The following is a 13,634-nucleotide window of genomic DNA, read 5'->3' on the forward strand; positions in this document are numbered from 1 at the left end:
CACGGGCGACGGTTCAGAGTTGCGGTCCGGACGGGCCGGATGGTGGTCTCAGGCCGGTGCCGGCGCCCAGCACGGCGAGGGCCCGGGCCGCCAGCTCCCAGGCGTCCGCACCCTGGCGGCCCTGGTGCCCACCGCTGTCGTGGTGGTCGAGCAGGACCGGCGCCTCCCCCGTGGTGGCCCGGCCAAGGGCCGCGCAGAGCTTCCAGGAGTGCCAGGGCGGCACCCGCGCGTCGTTGGCCCCGGTGACGAGCAGCACCGCCGGGTACGCGGTGCCGGGCTCCACCCGGTGGTAGGGCGAGTAGTCGAGCAACGCCCGCAGCGCCTGCGGGTCGGTCGGGTCGCCGTACTCCTCGGTCCAGAGCCGGCCGAGGCCGCCGACCTGGTAGCGGGCCAGATCGGCGAGGGGCGCCACGCAGACCGCGGCGGAGAACAGACCGGGCTCCCGGGTGAGCGCGGCGGCGATCACCAACGCCCCGTTGCTGGCGGCCAGCGCGCCCAGTTGGCCGGCCTGAGCCTCGCCGCGTTCGACCAGCATCGCGGCGGCGGCGCGGAAGTCGTCGACCGTGGCGCTCTTGCCGGCCCCGCGCCCGGCGGCCGCCCACGTGGGGCCGAGCTCGCCTCCGCCGCGCGCGTGCACCCAGGCGATCCGGCCGCCGGCCCGCAGCCACGCCTCCATGGCCGGGTCCCAACTGGGCTCCAGCGGGATGCCGAAGCCGCCGTAGACGGTGAGCACGGTGGGCGCTGGGCGGTGCCGGGCCTGCGGCTCCGGGTCGCAGAGCGTCACCGGGACGGGGGTGCCGTCCCGGCTGACCGCGGTGAGCGTACGCAGGGCCGCCCGGCGCTCGGGCATCGCGATCGGGCCGAATCCGTCGAGGCGCCTGATCCAGGTGCCGTACCGGGGGTCGTCGGCGAGCAGCCAGACCGCCCCGCCGACCTTCCCCTGCCCGTCGTACGGGGTGACACCGAGGCGCAGTCGGGCCGACCAGTGAAGGGCGGTGACCCGATCCGCCACGGCGCCGGGCCGGTGCAGGTCGAGCCGGTGGGTGGTGCCGATCCGGCGGAGCACCGCCAGCCGCGGCGTCCGGCCGGGGCCGAGCACCCGCAGGGCGGTGACCTGGCCTGCGTTCGCCCCGCCGACGGCGGACAGGGCGTCAGCGGTGGGCATGGCGTCAACGGTGAACGGGTCGGCAGGGGTGAACAGGCCAGCCGGAGCGGGCCCGTCGTCAGCGGGCGGCGCCTCCATGGGGGCGGGCCGGTCGGCGGCACCGCGGGCCACCGCGGCCAGGTCGAGGGTGAGGAGCCGGTCAGCGGCGAGGAAGCAGACGGACTCGTTCAGGTCCAAGGCGGTGACCCGGAACCCCGTCAGGTCGAGCGCCTGCCAGTCGGGCGCCGCTTCACCGGTCCACCTGGTGGCCCACCAGCGCGCCGGACCGGACGGCTGTGGGCGGGTACGCAGCAGCAGGAAGCCACCGGGCCCGCCGTACAGGGTGAGCCGGACGGGCCCCGGCACCGGCAGGGCGAGCCGGCGAGTGGTGCCGTCACTCAGGTGTCGGGCCGTCAGGGCGTGCTCGGTGCGGGTACCGGCGGTGTACAGCAGCGCGTCACCGGCGAACGCGAGGGTCGCGTACGGCGCCGCGTCGGGGAGGTGCCGGGGCCGCTCGCCGGGGCGGGTGGGGAGCAGGTGGAGTCCTCCGTTCTCCCTGCCGTCCCGATGGAGTTGGACGGCGACGAGTCGGCCGCTCGGGTCGGCGGACCAGCCCGCGATCCGGTCGGTGCGGCGGACCGCGTCGTCGAGCAGCGCGTGGCGGGTGCCGTCGGGGCGTTGGACGGTGAGGAGGTCACCGTCGGGCCTGCGTTCGTGGCGGAAGACCAGGCCGCCGGCTTCGGCGGGCGGGGTGGGCGTCCGATCGGGCGCCTCCTGTCCGACCCGGTCGATCAGCGCGGTCCAGGCCGGCTCGTCGGCCCGCTGCGGGCGGGCGTCCAGGAGGCGCTGCTGTGCGGCGAGCCAGGCCCGGGTGCGCGGCGCGTCCATGTCCTCCAGCCAGCGGTACGGATCCGCCGGTGCGGTGAGCGCCGGGCCGAGCGGTACCGGTGAACCGGGCGCCGGGCCGAGCGGTACCGCCGGCTGGTCGGGGTCAGCCACGGCGGGCCTCCACGGGATCGTCGCTTCGCAGTTCCGGAAGGGGCTCCGCCCCGGCGAGGCCGGGCCGGCGGCCGCCGGCCCGGCCCGCGGTGGCAGCCACGCCGGCCACGGCAAGGACCACCACGATCGCTGCCGCCGCGGCCACGGTGGCGGTCAGCCCGAGCGCGTGGGCGCTCAGGCCCGCCAGGGTCGGTCCGACGGGGGCGATGACCTGGGCGAGGAAGCCGATGCCGCTGTGCACCCGGCCCTGCAACCGCGGCGGGGTGACGGCCATCTGGGTCACCGCGATCAGCACGGTGACCACCGGCCCGGCGGCCGCGGCGACGGCGAGCGGCACCGCTGCCGACCAGTGCCCTTGGAGCGCCGTGAAGCCGGGCAGAGCGAGGGCGACCACGACCGTGCCGAGGGCGATGCCCCGGGCGGGTGGCAGCCGCCGGGCCACGGCGGGCGCGAACAGGGATCCGGCCAGCCCGCCCGCTCCGAGGGCCGCGGTCAGCACGCCGACGTCGACAGTGTCCCCGGCCGAGGCGACCACCACGATCAGCAGGCCGTTGAAGACCAGGTTGAGCACGGCCGCGTTGACCGCCGCGTACCGCAGGAAGGGCATCCGCCAGATGAACCGGAGGCCTTCGGCCAGCGCGGCCCGGCCGCTTCGTTCGGCCGGGCCGCCCTCGACCTCGTCCCGGACCTCCCTCGGCAGCAGCGCCGCGCAGCAGGCCGCCGCCAGGTAGCTGCCGGCGTCGGCGGCGAACACCCAGGCCGGGTCGACGGCCAGCAGCGCGCCCGCGACCAGCGGACCGGCGATCAGCGCGACGGCCGCCCTGGTCTGCAGCAGGCCGAGCGCCCTGGGCAGCAGTTCGGGCCGGACGAAGGAGCGCACGGCGACGTTCTCCGCGGGCGCCAGGGTGCTCCCCACCACGCCGAGCAGCAGGGCGGCGGCCAGCAGCGCCCACAGCGGAGCCGGACCACCGGAGGCCAGCAGGGCCAGCGCGGCCAGCACACCCGCCCCGACCAGGTCGCAGACCAGCAGCAGGGTCCGCCGCTCGCAGCGGTCGGCGATCACCCCGGCCGGGAGCCGGGCGAGCAGAACCCCGACGGAGAGCGCGGTGCCGGCCAGCCCGGCCTGCCGGACGTCACCGCCGGCGTGCAGGGCGACCACCGGAAGGGCGACCACCGAGGCGGCGGTACCCAGGGCGGAGGCCGACTCGCCGCCGAAGAGCAGCCAGAACGGCCGCCCCAGCCTCCCGCCGGCCGCCCGGCTCACGCCGATCCCGCCGCGAACTGGCGCCTGATGCCGCGCAACGGACGGGCTGCCAGCGCCGCCGGGACGGCCGTCGCGACCAGCACCCCGAGCAGCACGCCGACCGTCCACGGGACGTCCACGGCCGGCAGCAGCCCCTGCCCGACCGCCCTGGCCAGCGGCACCAGGCAGACGCCCGCCGTCACCACCGCCAGGACCACCCCGACCAGCGCCGCGGCCAGGACCTCGTACACCACGCACCGCAGCAGTTGCCCCCGGCCGAGGCCGAGGGCCCGCAGATGCGCGCGCTGGGAGCGACGGTCCCGCTGGGCCAGCGCGCAGGTGTTGGCGACGGCGAGCAGCGCGTAGCCGGCCACCACTGCGACGATCAGCCGGGACGCCAGGTCGTCCTGCACGCTGCGGGGCCGGAGGTCGGCCAGGTAGCCGGCCCGGGAGACGAGCCGCTCGCCGGGTTGCGTCCGCCAGGCACTCGGATCGCCATGGAGGAGCACCTGGTCGGCGTGCGGGGCCGGGGTGTGCGCGAGGGCCAGGGCGCTGGGCAGGACGAAGGAGGGGAAGGCAAGGTCCCGCTGGTAGATCGCGGCGAGCCGCAGCTGCGCTTCCTGCCCGTCGGCGAGCGTGAAGGTCACGCTCTGGCCGAGCTGCCAGCCGTGCGCCTGCGCCTGGGTAGTGCCGGCGGCGAAGGTGTCGTCCGCCAAGTCGTCCAGTCGGCCCTGCTGTTCGCCCAGGTCCAGGAAGGTCCGCAGGGCCGGCCCGTCGACGCCCCAGGCGCGGGTGGGCCGGGGCTTGCTGTCGTAGAAGCTCGGCGGCGCGGTTACCTCGGTGGCGACCAGCGCCGTCGCGGTGCCTCCGGGAAGGCTCGGGGGCCCGACCGGCAGCCGGTGGTCCGGCTCGGCCGTCACCACCCCGTCGGCGCGCAACGCCTGCTCGGTCTGCCGCTGCACGGCGGCTCCCATCGTGCTCCCTGAGCCGAGCAGGCAGACCGCGATGCCGACGGCCAGCAGGACGGGCACCGCAATCGCGGCCGTCCGGGCGGGCGCGGCCCGCAGCCCGGCGGCGGCAATCCGGCCGGCCCTCCGGTCCAGCAGGCGCAGCAGGACGCAGCACGGGCCGGTGAGGACCGGCACGATCCAGGGCGCGAGCACCGCGAGCGTGGGGATGACGGTCAGCGCCAACGCCATTACCAGGATCCCGCGGAGCACTCCCGGCACGTCCCCGACGACCGACAGGACCAGGAACGGCCCGCACATCAGGACGGTCATGCCGAGGCCCGCCACCAGCCGGCCGCGGTTGCGGCGGCCCGGGGCCAGGGCCAACGATTGGTCCTTGAGCAGGTCGATCGGCTGGACCCGGCCGGCCGCCAGCACGCTGGCCAGCGCCGCGAGCACCGCGACGGCGCAGGTGCCCGCGCAGGCACCGGCTGCGATCGCCCAGGTCAACCCGGCGGGCGGCATGCCGACCGCGGCGGGGAACAGCTCGCGCTCGACCAGCAGACGCCGCCCGAGCCCGGCCGCCGGGGCCAGCCCGGCCGCCGAGGCAACAGCAGCCGGAACGAAGGCGACCAGCGCCACGTCCGCGACGACCAGGGCCCGCAGCCGACCGGCCGTCACGCCCAGCGCGCGCAGCACGGCGAACTGCCCGAGCCGCTGGTTGGTCCAGAGTGCGACCGTCGACCCGGTCACCAGCACCGCCGACGTCAGCAGCAGCGTCAGCAGCAGGCCCAGCAGGTTCTGCGCGTCACGGGCCGCCACGGCGGCCGCGGAGCCCTCCGGGTAGGACGGGCGGCGCACCGCCTCCAGCAGCACCAGGCAGGCACCCACCCCGGTGGCGGTCAGCGCACAGGCGGCCGCCACGCCCACGACCCGCCCGGGATACGCCCGCACCTCGGCGACGCAGAGCCGCAGCCCACCCAGCGGGCCGCCGAGACGGGGGCTCGGGTCCGATGCCACGGTCATGGTTATCCCACCTCAAAACTATTAATAAGATGCAGAGTTGGGAAGGCCGCATGCGCCGCGGCCTTCCCCCTCTGTCATCTCTTACTGCCGGACCGTCTAGGTCAGCAGTCGAACAGGCTGTACGAGCTGAACGGGGCGTCGACGACGATCTCCTCGTCGAGCTCCTGCAGCGCCAGGATGTCGGCCATTACCAGTCACCTCCCCTCACCGTCTCGTCGGAACGTGCCCACCAGGCTGCTGAAATCAGCAGCTCCACCCGCTGAGCGAGCTGAACGGGGCGTCGACGACGATCTCCTCGTCGAGCTCCTGCAGCGCCAGAATGTCGGCCATTACCAGTCACCTCCCCTCACCGTCTCGTCGGAACGTGCCCACCAGGCTGCTGAAATCAGCAGCTCCACCCGCTGAGCGAGCTGAACGGGGCGTCGACGACGATCTCCTCGTCGAGCTCCTGCAGCGCCAGAATGTCGGCCATTACCAGTCACCTCCTCTCACTGTCTCGTCGGGACGTGGTACCGGGCTCCGCCCGCTCCGGCGTCCACCCGCTGACGGGGTGGGCACCGGGGAGCAGGGCCTGCCCGGGGCTTTTGGCGGCTTCCAGCGCCAGAAGGGCGCCGGCGGAGCCGGTGGCCAGGTCGGTCGAGAGCCGGACCAGCTGGTCCCCGTGGAGGACGTGCCCGTCCTGATGCGGGGCCAGGTGCAGCTCCAGCAGCCGCAGTTGCTCCTCCGCCTCGGCCTGCCAGTGCGGCAGGCGGGCGGCGACCTGGGAGAGGACGTAGGCGAGCCCGGCCCGGCCGTTGAACAGCCCGCCCTGGACGACCACGCGGACCGCACCGGCCCGGGCCGCGGCCTCCACCACGCGGTCGGCGTCGAGCGCCTCGGCCTGCGCGGCGGGTAAGGCAAGAGCGGCCAGGGCCACCCCGGCCGAGCCCTCCGCCAGGTACGGCAGCAGCCGGTTCGAGCTGTGCATCTGCAGCATGCCGTCAACCAGTCGGCCGTGTCGCAGCTCGCAGCGGACGGCGCGCTCGCCGGCCTCGGCCCAGGCCGCGTCGCCGGTGAGCCGGGCGCAGCGGGCGAACAGCACCGCCGGTCCGGACCATCCGCGCAGCAGCCCGGGCCGGTCCAGCAGTCCGGCCTCGCCGATCCGCCCGGCAGCCTTGGCGGCCAGTCCGAGTGCCTCGTCGGTGGCCCCGACCTCCAGCAGCAGGTGGGCGATGCCCGTCACACCGCCGTGGAGGCCGAGCGCCTCGGGAAGCGGGCCGGCCAGCAGACGGTCCACCACCTTCGGGGCGTCCGGGTGCCCGAGCCGGTGCAACAGCCAACCCGCTCCGGCCAGCCCGTCGTATAGCCCGGTGGGCGTGTCGGCGGGGGCACGCCGTACGGCGGCGGCGAGCCAGTCGAGGTGTTCCTCGTCCGGTGCGACGCCGGCCAGGTGGCGGGCGAGCAGCACGCCGGGCGCGCCGTACGCCAGTCCGAGCGCTCCGCCGGGACGGAGCCCGGCCACGTCGCCGGGGTGGAGACGGTCCGCCCGCCCGGGGGTGGCCGCCTCGTCGATGCCGCGCAGCAGCCCGGCGGCGGTGAGCGTCGACGGCGACTCGGCTGTGGGCCGGGCCGCGAGGTGCGGACGCAACGCCGGCGAGAGGGCCAGCCGTTCGGTCATCCGGGCGACGAAGTCGGACGGCAGCGTCGGGAACGATTCCTGGACGAGGTCCAGCAATCGCGTGACGACCGCCGGGTTGCGCATGGTGAGCGCGGTCAGCGAGATGAGGGCGGCGAGCTGGCAACAGCCCAGCGCGAACAGGTCGGCGTCGCGGGCGTCGGCGATGGCGCGGTCCATGAAGCCGGGGGCGCCGAGCGCAGCCTGGCGCGTGGCGTCGAGCGGCGTCGCGAGTTCGAAGTCGATCAGCGCGACGGTGCCGTCCGGACGGATCATGATGTTGTGGTGGTGGAGGTCGCCGAACGCCACCCCTTCCCGGTGCAGCGCCGCTACGCACTCCTCGACCTGAGTGAGCCTCGCCACGGCGAGCTCGGCGAAGCCGGCCAGGGTCCGCGCCTCCGGCCGGTGCCTGATGAGCGGGTACTCCCGCCCCAACCAGGCGCTGAAGGGCTCACCGGGGATGTACTCCATGGCCAGGTAGTGGTGCTCCCAGGCGGTGAAGTACTCGAACAGGGTCGGCACGAACGGCAGGTGGCCGATCCGGGTCAGGACGTCCCGTTCGACCATCAGCCGGGTCACGGCGTCGACCCCGGCGGCGTCCAGCCCGGCGTGCGGGCGGGCCTCCTTGAGGACGACCTGCCGGCCGTCCTCGTCCTCGGCGAGGTAGACACCGCCGGCGTTGGAGAAGTGCAGTGCCTTGACCACCTGGTAACGCCCGATCACGGCCCCCGCGCCCGAGCCGCCGGCGGCGATCCGCTCGGCCAGGAAGTCGGGCGTCCCGACCCACGCGGGGACGGTGAAGACCGGGCGCCGCGCGTCCGGGGCGAGCCTGCCGTCCGGATCCTTGACCGCGGGCACCCTGGTGCCGTCCGGCAGTTCGCACCACATCAGGGTGAAGGCGCCGTAGCGCACCGACACCGGGCCCTCGTTCCAGCGCAGGTCGTTGAGGACGTACGGGCCGGGCCGGCCCCCCAGTGCCTTGTCCAACTCGGCGAGGACGGTCTCCAACTCGTCGGCGGTGCGCGGGTAGACGGTGACGGCCTTACCGCTGGCGGACCGGTCGGCGTACTTGGCGTTCATCACGGTGACCACCAGTCGGCTGCGCAGGTACTTCCACGGCAGCCCGAGCTGACGACAGACCCGCCAGGCGATCTCGATCGTCTCCTCGGCGGAGTCGGGCGTGGCACTGACGTGGACCTTCCAGCCCTGCTCCGGCAGCTCCAGCGCGCCGGGCGGCGCCAGGCACTCCCACACCCCCTGGGTGCGGCTGCGCCAGCCGTCGGGCAGTGCGCCCCCGCCCGGTGCGAACCGGGAATCCCGGTCGTCACACTGGTCCAGGGCGTCGTACCACACTGGGCCGGCAATCGTATACGACTCGTATTTCGCGTCCACGCGACATCCACCCCCTTTTTCTCATTCCGCCGAACCACATTCCGGTTTCCGCCGGAACTTTCGAATTTGCGGCCTCCCCGTTCCGACATGAACCATCATTCACAGCCGCCCGGCCATGTGACAACCGTGTTAAGCGGGAACTGAATCCGACACATAGACGGCGGAATCCCGGCGTACGCCTCGGAGTTCACCGAAAGCCCGTGCGATCATGACCGTATGAAAACGCGCGTCGTGATCGCGGACGACCAGGCGAGCGTCCGCCAGGGGTTTCGGCACATCCTGGCGGCCCAGCCCGACATGGAGGTCGTGGCCGAGGCCGAGGACGGCCTGACCGCTCTGGAGACGGTCCGCACCCTGCGGCCCGACGTCCTGCTGGCCGACATCCGGATGCCCGGGCTGGACGGACTGGAGGTCACCCGCCGGCTGGCCGGCATCGCCCCCGAGGTGAAGGTCGTCGTGGTGACCACCTTCGACCTCGACGAGTACGTGCACACCGCCCTGCGCAACGGCGCCTGCGGCTTCCTGCTCAAGCATTCCGGACCCGCACTGCTGGCCGAGGCGGTCCGCTCGGCCGTGGCCGGCGACTCGCTGATCAGCCCGCAGATCACCACTCGCCTCCTGCACCACTTCACCGGCCCGCGCCGGGTCGACCGCTCCCCGATCGAGCCGCTGACGGCCCGCGAGGAGGAGATCGCCGCCCTGGTCTCCAAGGGGCTGACCAACTCCGACATCGGCGCCGAACTGTTCATCTCCCTCGGCACCGTCAAGACCCATCTGACCAACCTCCAGCGCAAGTTGAAGGCCCGCAACCGGGTGGGCATCGCCACCTGGGCCTGGGAGTCGGGCCTGAGCAACCGGGCCTGACCGGCAGGCCCGACCGACCGGTCCCACTCCGCCGGCGTCCGCCCGTCGGCCCGGGCCTCGCACGGAGCACGCGCACCGCCCGGAGCTTCACAGCAGCGCCCGCCGGGGGCCCCTGGCCGGCCGCGGACCCGCCTCGCCGAACCGCGTCTCGCCACGCAGCAGCAGCCGCCCCAGCGGGGTGACGGTGTGCAGCACGCCGTTGCCGCTGCGCCGGGTGTCGATCAGCCCGGCCGCCCGCAGCACGGCGGTGTGCTGGCTGACCGCCGAGGACGTCACCCCGAGCCGACCGGCCAACTCGCCAGTGGTACAGCCGTCCAGCAGGGTCTGCAGGACCGCCGCCCTGGTCCGGCCGACCAGCGCCGCCAGCGGCTCCTCGCCCCGCCGCGCGGACACCGCCGTCTCCGGCGCACCGGCCAGAACGGGAGCGCCGATCCGGTCGGGGCGCATGGCGAAGAGCAGCGTCGGGGCTTCGTCCGGCTCGTCGCGCCGGGGCCGCAGCAGCACCCCGGCACCCTGCAGGAAGAGTGACGGCGCCAGCCGCAACCCCCGGCCGGCGAGGGCGAGTTCGATGTCCCACTCGGCCGGGATCTCCAGTACCGGGGCGTTCCAGCGGATCCGCGGGTGCAACGTGCCGAGCAGCGCGTCCACGCCGCCGCTGCCGGCGATCTGGCGGCGGACGTCCCGCTCGGCCTCCAGCCGGGCCCGGACGTCCGCCCAGCAGGGCAGCAGCGCCACCCGGTGGAACTCGCGCACCGCGGCGGCGATGTCGGCCCGCGGCACCGTCGACGGGCCCTCCTGGCCGGGCGACACGATCCGGCCATTCGCCCACGTACGCAGAACGTCCCGGAAACCACCATTGGCTCCCGAAAGGCGTCGTAACCGCTCGGTCAGCACCGGTTGGCACGCGAGCCGCCCGCCGACGGCCCGCTGCCAGGGACGAAAGAACTCTCCGCCGACCCGCCAAGCCTCCAGCGCGAGCACGGCCTCCATATCCCGGTCGACATCGCCAGAAATTCGTACACGAGCTAGATCATCGGCAGACATGACGATACGAATCACAAACTGATCCCCCGATCCGGTTTCATCCGTCACGGCGGAACCCCGGGAAACCTCGCGCCCCTGGTCGCCGTGCCACCATCCTGCCTCGGCACAAGGGCCCACCACCATCGGCCGATCGGCCTATCCGACCGACCGGATGAGCCTCCGGAGAAGCCGATCCACAGCGGAAGCAGGGCGACCACCACGACCGACGGCGATCCGAAGGCGAAGCGGTGAGTGCCCGGGTCCGGCGCACTGCGGGGACGACCGGCACCAGCAGCGCGCCGGTCTCCAACAGCCATCAGGTCTCGGCGCCGCCGGACACCAGCCCGCCGTGGAAAGCGGTCACCCTCAGCGAGGCGGAGCAGGCGATCAGCACCGACGGGGCCGCAGCGCCGGGCTGCCCGCGGCCCAGAGTGCCGGGAACAGCCCGGCGGCCACCGCCACCACCCCGGAGCGCGCGCCGCCCCTCCGGGAACGCCCGGGAAAGTCCGGCCCCTCGACGCGCCACTGCCGGGGAGACCCCGGGGCGCGCCCGCGTGCTACTCCTTGGGGGCTTCCGGCTCCTCCGCGAAGTCGACCTTCTTGAACTGCCGGTTCATGGACTTGGCCAGGAACCAGGTGGCCACGCCGAGGGCGGCGAAGACGACGAAGCCGAGGAGTCCGGGGGTGACCTTGGCGTCGTCGACGGCGAGGTTGGCGGCGAGGTTGACGAGGTTCACGGGGGCGCTCATATCTCTATGGTGGCCCGGCTCACGGGGAGCCGGGCCATCGGGGGGTGGTTCAGTCGCGCGTGTCGGCGGCCTCGACGGCCAGGGTGGGGGTGCGCAGGCCGGCGAACAGGTCGTCCTCCGGCAGGTCCACGTCGATCAGGGTACGGGCGAGTTCGTAGTCCTCGGTGGGCCAGACCTCGCGCTGGACGTCCAGCGGGACGCGGAACCACGGCCCGTCGGGGTCGATCTGGGTGGCGTGGGCGATCAGCGCGCGGTCGCGGGTCTCGAACCAGTCGCCGCAGCTCACCCGGGTGGTGATCTCGCGCTCCTGGCGGCCGCTCTTCTCCCAGCCCGCGATCCACTCGCCGTACGGCGAGTCGTGGCCGTGCTCGGTGAGGTACTGGTGCAGGGCGCGGATGCGGCCCATCGGGAAGCCGTGGTTGTAGTAGACCTTCAGCGGCTGCCAGGGCTCGCCGGCCTCCGGGTAGGCGTCCGGGTCGCCGGCGGCGTCGAAGGCCAGCATGGTGATCTTGTGGGTCATGATGTGGTCGGGGTGCGGGTAGCCGCCGTTCTCGTCGTAGGTCGTGATGACCTGCGGCTTGAACTCCCGGATCAGCCGGACCAGCGGTTCGGCCGCCTCCTTCACGTCCTCCAGGGCGAAGCAGCCCTCGGGCAGCGGGGGCAGCGGGTCGCCCTCGGGCAGGCCCGAGTCGACGAAGCCGAGCCAGGCCTGCTTGACGCCCAGGATCGCCCGGGCCTCGTCCATCTCCTTGCGGCGCACCTCGTGGATGTTCTCCTCGATGTACGGGTCCCCCTGGAGCTTGGGGTTGAGAACCGACCCGCGTTCGCCCCCGGTGCAGGTGGCCACGAGCACGTCCACTCCCTGCTCGACGTACATGGCCATGGTGGCCGCGCCCTTGCTGGACTCGTCGTCCGGGTGGGCGTGCACCGCCATCAGTCGCAACTGCTCAGTCAACGCCTTGCGTTCCTTCCACATATCGGGCGTTCCGCGAAGTCCGGTCCGCCCACCGTACGAGCCGCTCACGTCGGGGCCGCGTCGCCGCGGGACCGGCCGCGGACGAACCCCGGCCCGGTCGAGCCCCGCCCCCGCCGGACCGGCCGCGGGCGTGCCCCTCCTATAGTGACGGACTGGAGGAGCGTCGCATTCCCCCGCACCACCCGCGCGGCCCCTCCCGTCAGGAGAGGACTGGGTCCGATGAACGCGAGCACCACCACCCCGCAGCTGCCCGAGGGGCGCTACGGCCGGCGCGGCGACCGCGATTCGGACCGGCGTCTGAAGGTGGTCGGCGCGGTCTGCGGCGTGCTGGGCCTGGGCCTGGTGGCCTGGCTGGGCGGCTCCTACCTGCTGCGCGAGACCACGATCAACGGTTCGGTGCCGACCTTCCAGGCGGTCTCGGACTCCGAGGTCGAGCTGCACCTGGCGGTGCGCAAGAGCGGCGGAACGGCCGGCAGCTGCACGGTCCGCTCGCAGGGTTCGGACGGCTCGGTGGTCGGGGTGGCCGACTTCCCGGTGCCGGCCGGCGGCTCCAGCTACGACGCCGTGGTCACCCTGCGGACCACCGCCCGCGGCACCACCGCCGAGCTGCTGGGCTGCACGCCGGCGAAGAAGTAGGCCCCGGAAGAAGTACGCCCGCGAAGAAGCCCGGAGCAGGAGGCCCGCCCGCCGAGTCGCACCGGCAGCGCGCCCCGCTCACCGGTACTCTGCCGGGCACCACCGGTACTCTGCCGGACACCGGCGCATAACCGATCGGGAGAACGGGCATCCGTAGGAAGTCCCGCACCCGGCCCGGCACGCACCGCCTCCGTACACCGTGGCGCATTCGCTGTACACCGTGGCGCAACGCCGACGTCAATGGCGCGCCAACGACCCTTCTGCTTGTCGGCAGGACTTGTTAGGCTCGTGGTTTCGCCCCTTCCGCACCGGATGGTACGGGAGCGGGCGTTGCTTTGTAGTTACGACCGATATCACCACCAACCCCCTGCTGACGACTCACGCCCTCAGCACAGCCCCAGCACCTACGAGGAGCACCCGTGACCCAGACCAGTGAGAACGTGACCTGGCTCACTCAGGCCGGCTACGACCAGCTGAAGGCCGAGCTGGATCACCTGACCGGGCCCTGGCGCATCGAGATCGCCCAGAAGATCGAGGCGGCGCGCGAGGAGGGCGACCTCAAGGAGAACGCCGGCTATCACGCGGCCAAGGAGGAGCAGGGCAAGTACGAGCTGCGCATCCGCCAGCTGACCCAGCTGCTGGAGCGCGCCAAGGTCGGCGAGGCCCCGGCCGACTCGGGTGTGGTGGCCCCGGGCATGGTCGTCACGGTCGCCTTCGACGGCGACGAGGACGACACCATGGAGTTCCTGCTCGCCTCGCGCGAGGTCGCCGGCTCCGACACCATGGACGTCTACTCGCCGCAGTCGCCGCTGGGCCGCGCGATCGACGGCAAGAAGATCGGCGACGAGGCGACCTACGAGCTGCCGAACGGCAAGCCCGCCATGGTGAAGATCGTCAAGGTCGTCCCGCACGCCGGCTGACCAGGCCTGATCCGACGCGATCCGACGCGATCCGGCGTGGTCCGGCCTAGCCGGGCCTGAC

Annotated in this window: 12 protein-coding genes; 3 read left to right on the top strand and 9 right to left on the bottom strand. The window is 73.7% G+C overall.

The features are described from left to right. Positions 1-13 precede the first annotated feature (13 nt). The 6 genes from OG556_RS14015 to lanKC all read right to left on the bottom strand — a co-directional run bounded on the left by OG556_RS14015 (position 14) and on the right by lanKC (position 8,405). Positions 14-2,143: a prolyl oligopeptidase family serine peptidase gene (locus OG556_RS14015; protein ID WP_371517327.1), complete on the bottom strand. Its 2,130-nt coding sequence runs from the start codon at positions 2,141-2,143 to the stop codon at positions 14-16. Continuing rightward, on the bottom strand, positions 2,136-3,407 hold the full coding sequence (locus OG556_RS14020; protein ID WP_371517328.1) for an MFS transporter: 1,272 nt from the start codon (positions 3,405-3,407) through the stop codon (positions 2,136-2,138). Before OG556_RS14020 ends, OG556_RS14015 begins: the two co-directional genes overlap by 8 nt. Then, entirely contained in the window at positions 3,404-5,359 is a 1,956-nt protein-coding gene (locus OG556_RS14025) for an FtsX-like permease family protein (protein ID WP_371517329.1), read from the bottom strand. Before OG556_RS14025 ends, OG556_RS14020 begins: the two co-directional genes overlap by 4 nt. Positions 5,360-5,602: 243 nt before the next feature. Further along, positions 5,603-5,689, bottom strand: coding sequence for a class III lanthipeptide (locus OG556_RS14030; protein WP_371522697.1), 87 nt, complete (start codon positions 5,687-5,689; stop codon positions 5,603-5,605). Positions 5,690-5,744: 55 nt separating this feature from the next. Beyond that, positions 5,745-5,831, bottom strand: coding sequence for a class III lanthipeptide (locus tag OG556_RS14035; RefSeq protein WP_371522697.1), 87 nt, complete (start codon positions 5,829-5,831; stop codon positions 5,745-5,747). Between the two features lie 6 nt (positions 5,832-5,837). Then, positions 5,838-8,405 (bottom strand): class III lanthionine synthetase LanKC, encoded by a 2,568-nt coding sequence (gene lanKC / locus OG556_RS14040; protein ID WP_371517330.1) that lies wholly within the window; start codon positions 8,403-8,405, stop codon positions 5,838-5,840. Between the two features lie 216 nt (positions 8,406-8,621). Between lanKC and OG556_RS14045 the strand changes: the two genes are divergently transcribed. Next, the gene (locus OG556_RS14045; protein ID WP_371517331.1) at positions 8,622-9,269 is read left to right on the top strand and encodes a response regulator; all 648 of its coding nucleotides are present in this window, start codon (positions 8,622-8,624) and stop codon (positions 9,267-9,269) included. Positions 9,270-9,356: 87 nt separating this feature from the next. Here the strand turns inward: OG556_RS14045 and OG556_RS14050 are convergent, their stop codons facing one another. The 3 genes from OG556_RS14050 to mca all read right to left on the bottom strand — a co-directional run bounded on the left by OG556_RS14050 (position 9,357) and on the right by mca (position 11,996). Next, entirely contained in the window at positions 9,357-10,079 is a 723-nt protein-coding gene (locus OG556_RS14050) for an ArsR/SmtB family transcription factor (protein ID WP_371517332.1), read from the bottom strand. A 770-nt stretch (positions 10,080-10,849) separates the two neighbouring features. Further along, on the bottom strand, positions 10,850-11,041 hold the full coding sequence (locus OG556_RS14055) for a hypothetical protein (RefSeq protein ID WP_371517333.1): 192 nt from the start codon (positions 11,039-11,041) through the stop codon (positions 10,850-10,852). A 49-nt stretch (positions 11,042-11,090) separates the two neighbouring features. Next, positions 11,091-11,996 (bottom strand): mycothiol conjugate amidase Mca, encoded by a 906-nt coding sequence (gene mca, locus OG556_RS14060; RefSeq protein WP_063351176.1) that lies wholly within the window; start codon positions 11,994-11,996, stop codon positions 11,091-11,093. A gap of 240 nt (positions 11,997-12,236) precedes the next feature. Here mca and OG556_RS14065 point away from each other — a divergent pair, with 240 nt between their 5' ends. Both OG556_RS14065 and greA read left to right on the top strand, forming a co-directional pair. Beyond that, complete coding sequence (locus OG556_RS14065; protein WP_363585466.1) at positions 12,237-12,653, top strand: DUF4307 domain-containing protein; 417 nt, start codon at positions 12,237-12,239, stop codon at positions 12,651-12,653. A gap of 419 nt (positions 12,654-13,072) precedes the next feature. Then, entirely contained in the window at positions 13,073-13,573 is a 501-nt protein-coding gene (gene greA, locus OG556_RS14070) for a transcription elongation factor GreA (protein WP_371517334.1), read from the top strand. Positions 13,574-13,634 lie beyond the last annotated feature (61 nt).

Origin of the sequence: Kitasatospora sp. NBC_01300 (genome assembly GCF_041435235.1) — a bacterium.
GTDB lineage: Bacteria > Actinomycetota > Actinomycetes > Streptomycetales > Streptomycetaceae > Kitasatospora.

Coding starts and splice junctions, on each gene's coding strand:
- OG556_RS14030 (WP_371522697.1), bottom strand. CDS start 5,689: ATGGCCGACATTCTGGCGCTGCAGGAGCTCGACGAGGAGATCGTCGTC.
- OG556_RS14045 (WP_371517331.1), top strand. CDS start 8,622: ATGAAAACGCGCGTCGTGATCGCGGACGACCAGGCGAGCGTCCGCCAG.
- OG556_RS14065 (WP_363585466.1), top strand. CDS start 12,237: ATGAACGCGAGCACCACCACCCCGCAGCTGCCCGAGGGGCGCTACGGC.
- OG556_RS14055 (WP_371517333.1), bottom strand. CDS start 11,041: ATGAGCGCCCCCGTGAACCTCGTCAACCTCGCCGCCAACCTCGCCGTC.
- OG556_RS14035 (WP_371522697.1), bottom strand. CDS start 5,831: ATGGCCGACATTCTGGCGCTGCAGGAGCTCGACGAGGAGATCGTCGTC.
- OG556_RS14025 (WP_371517329.1), bottom strand. CDS start 5,359: ATGACCGTGGCATCGGACCCGAGCCCCCGTCTCGGCGGCCCGCTGGGT.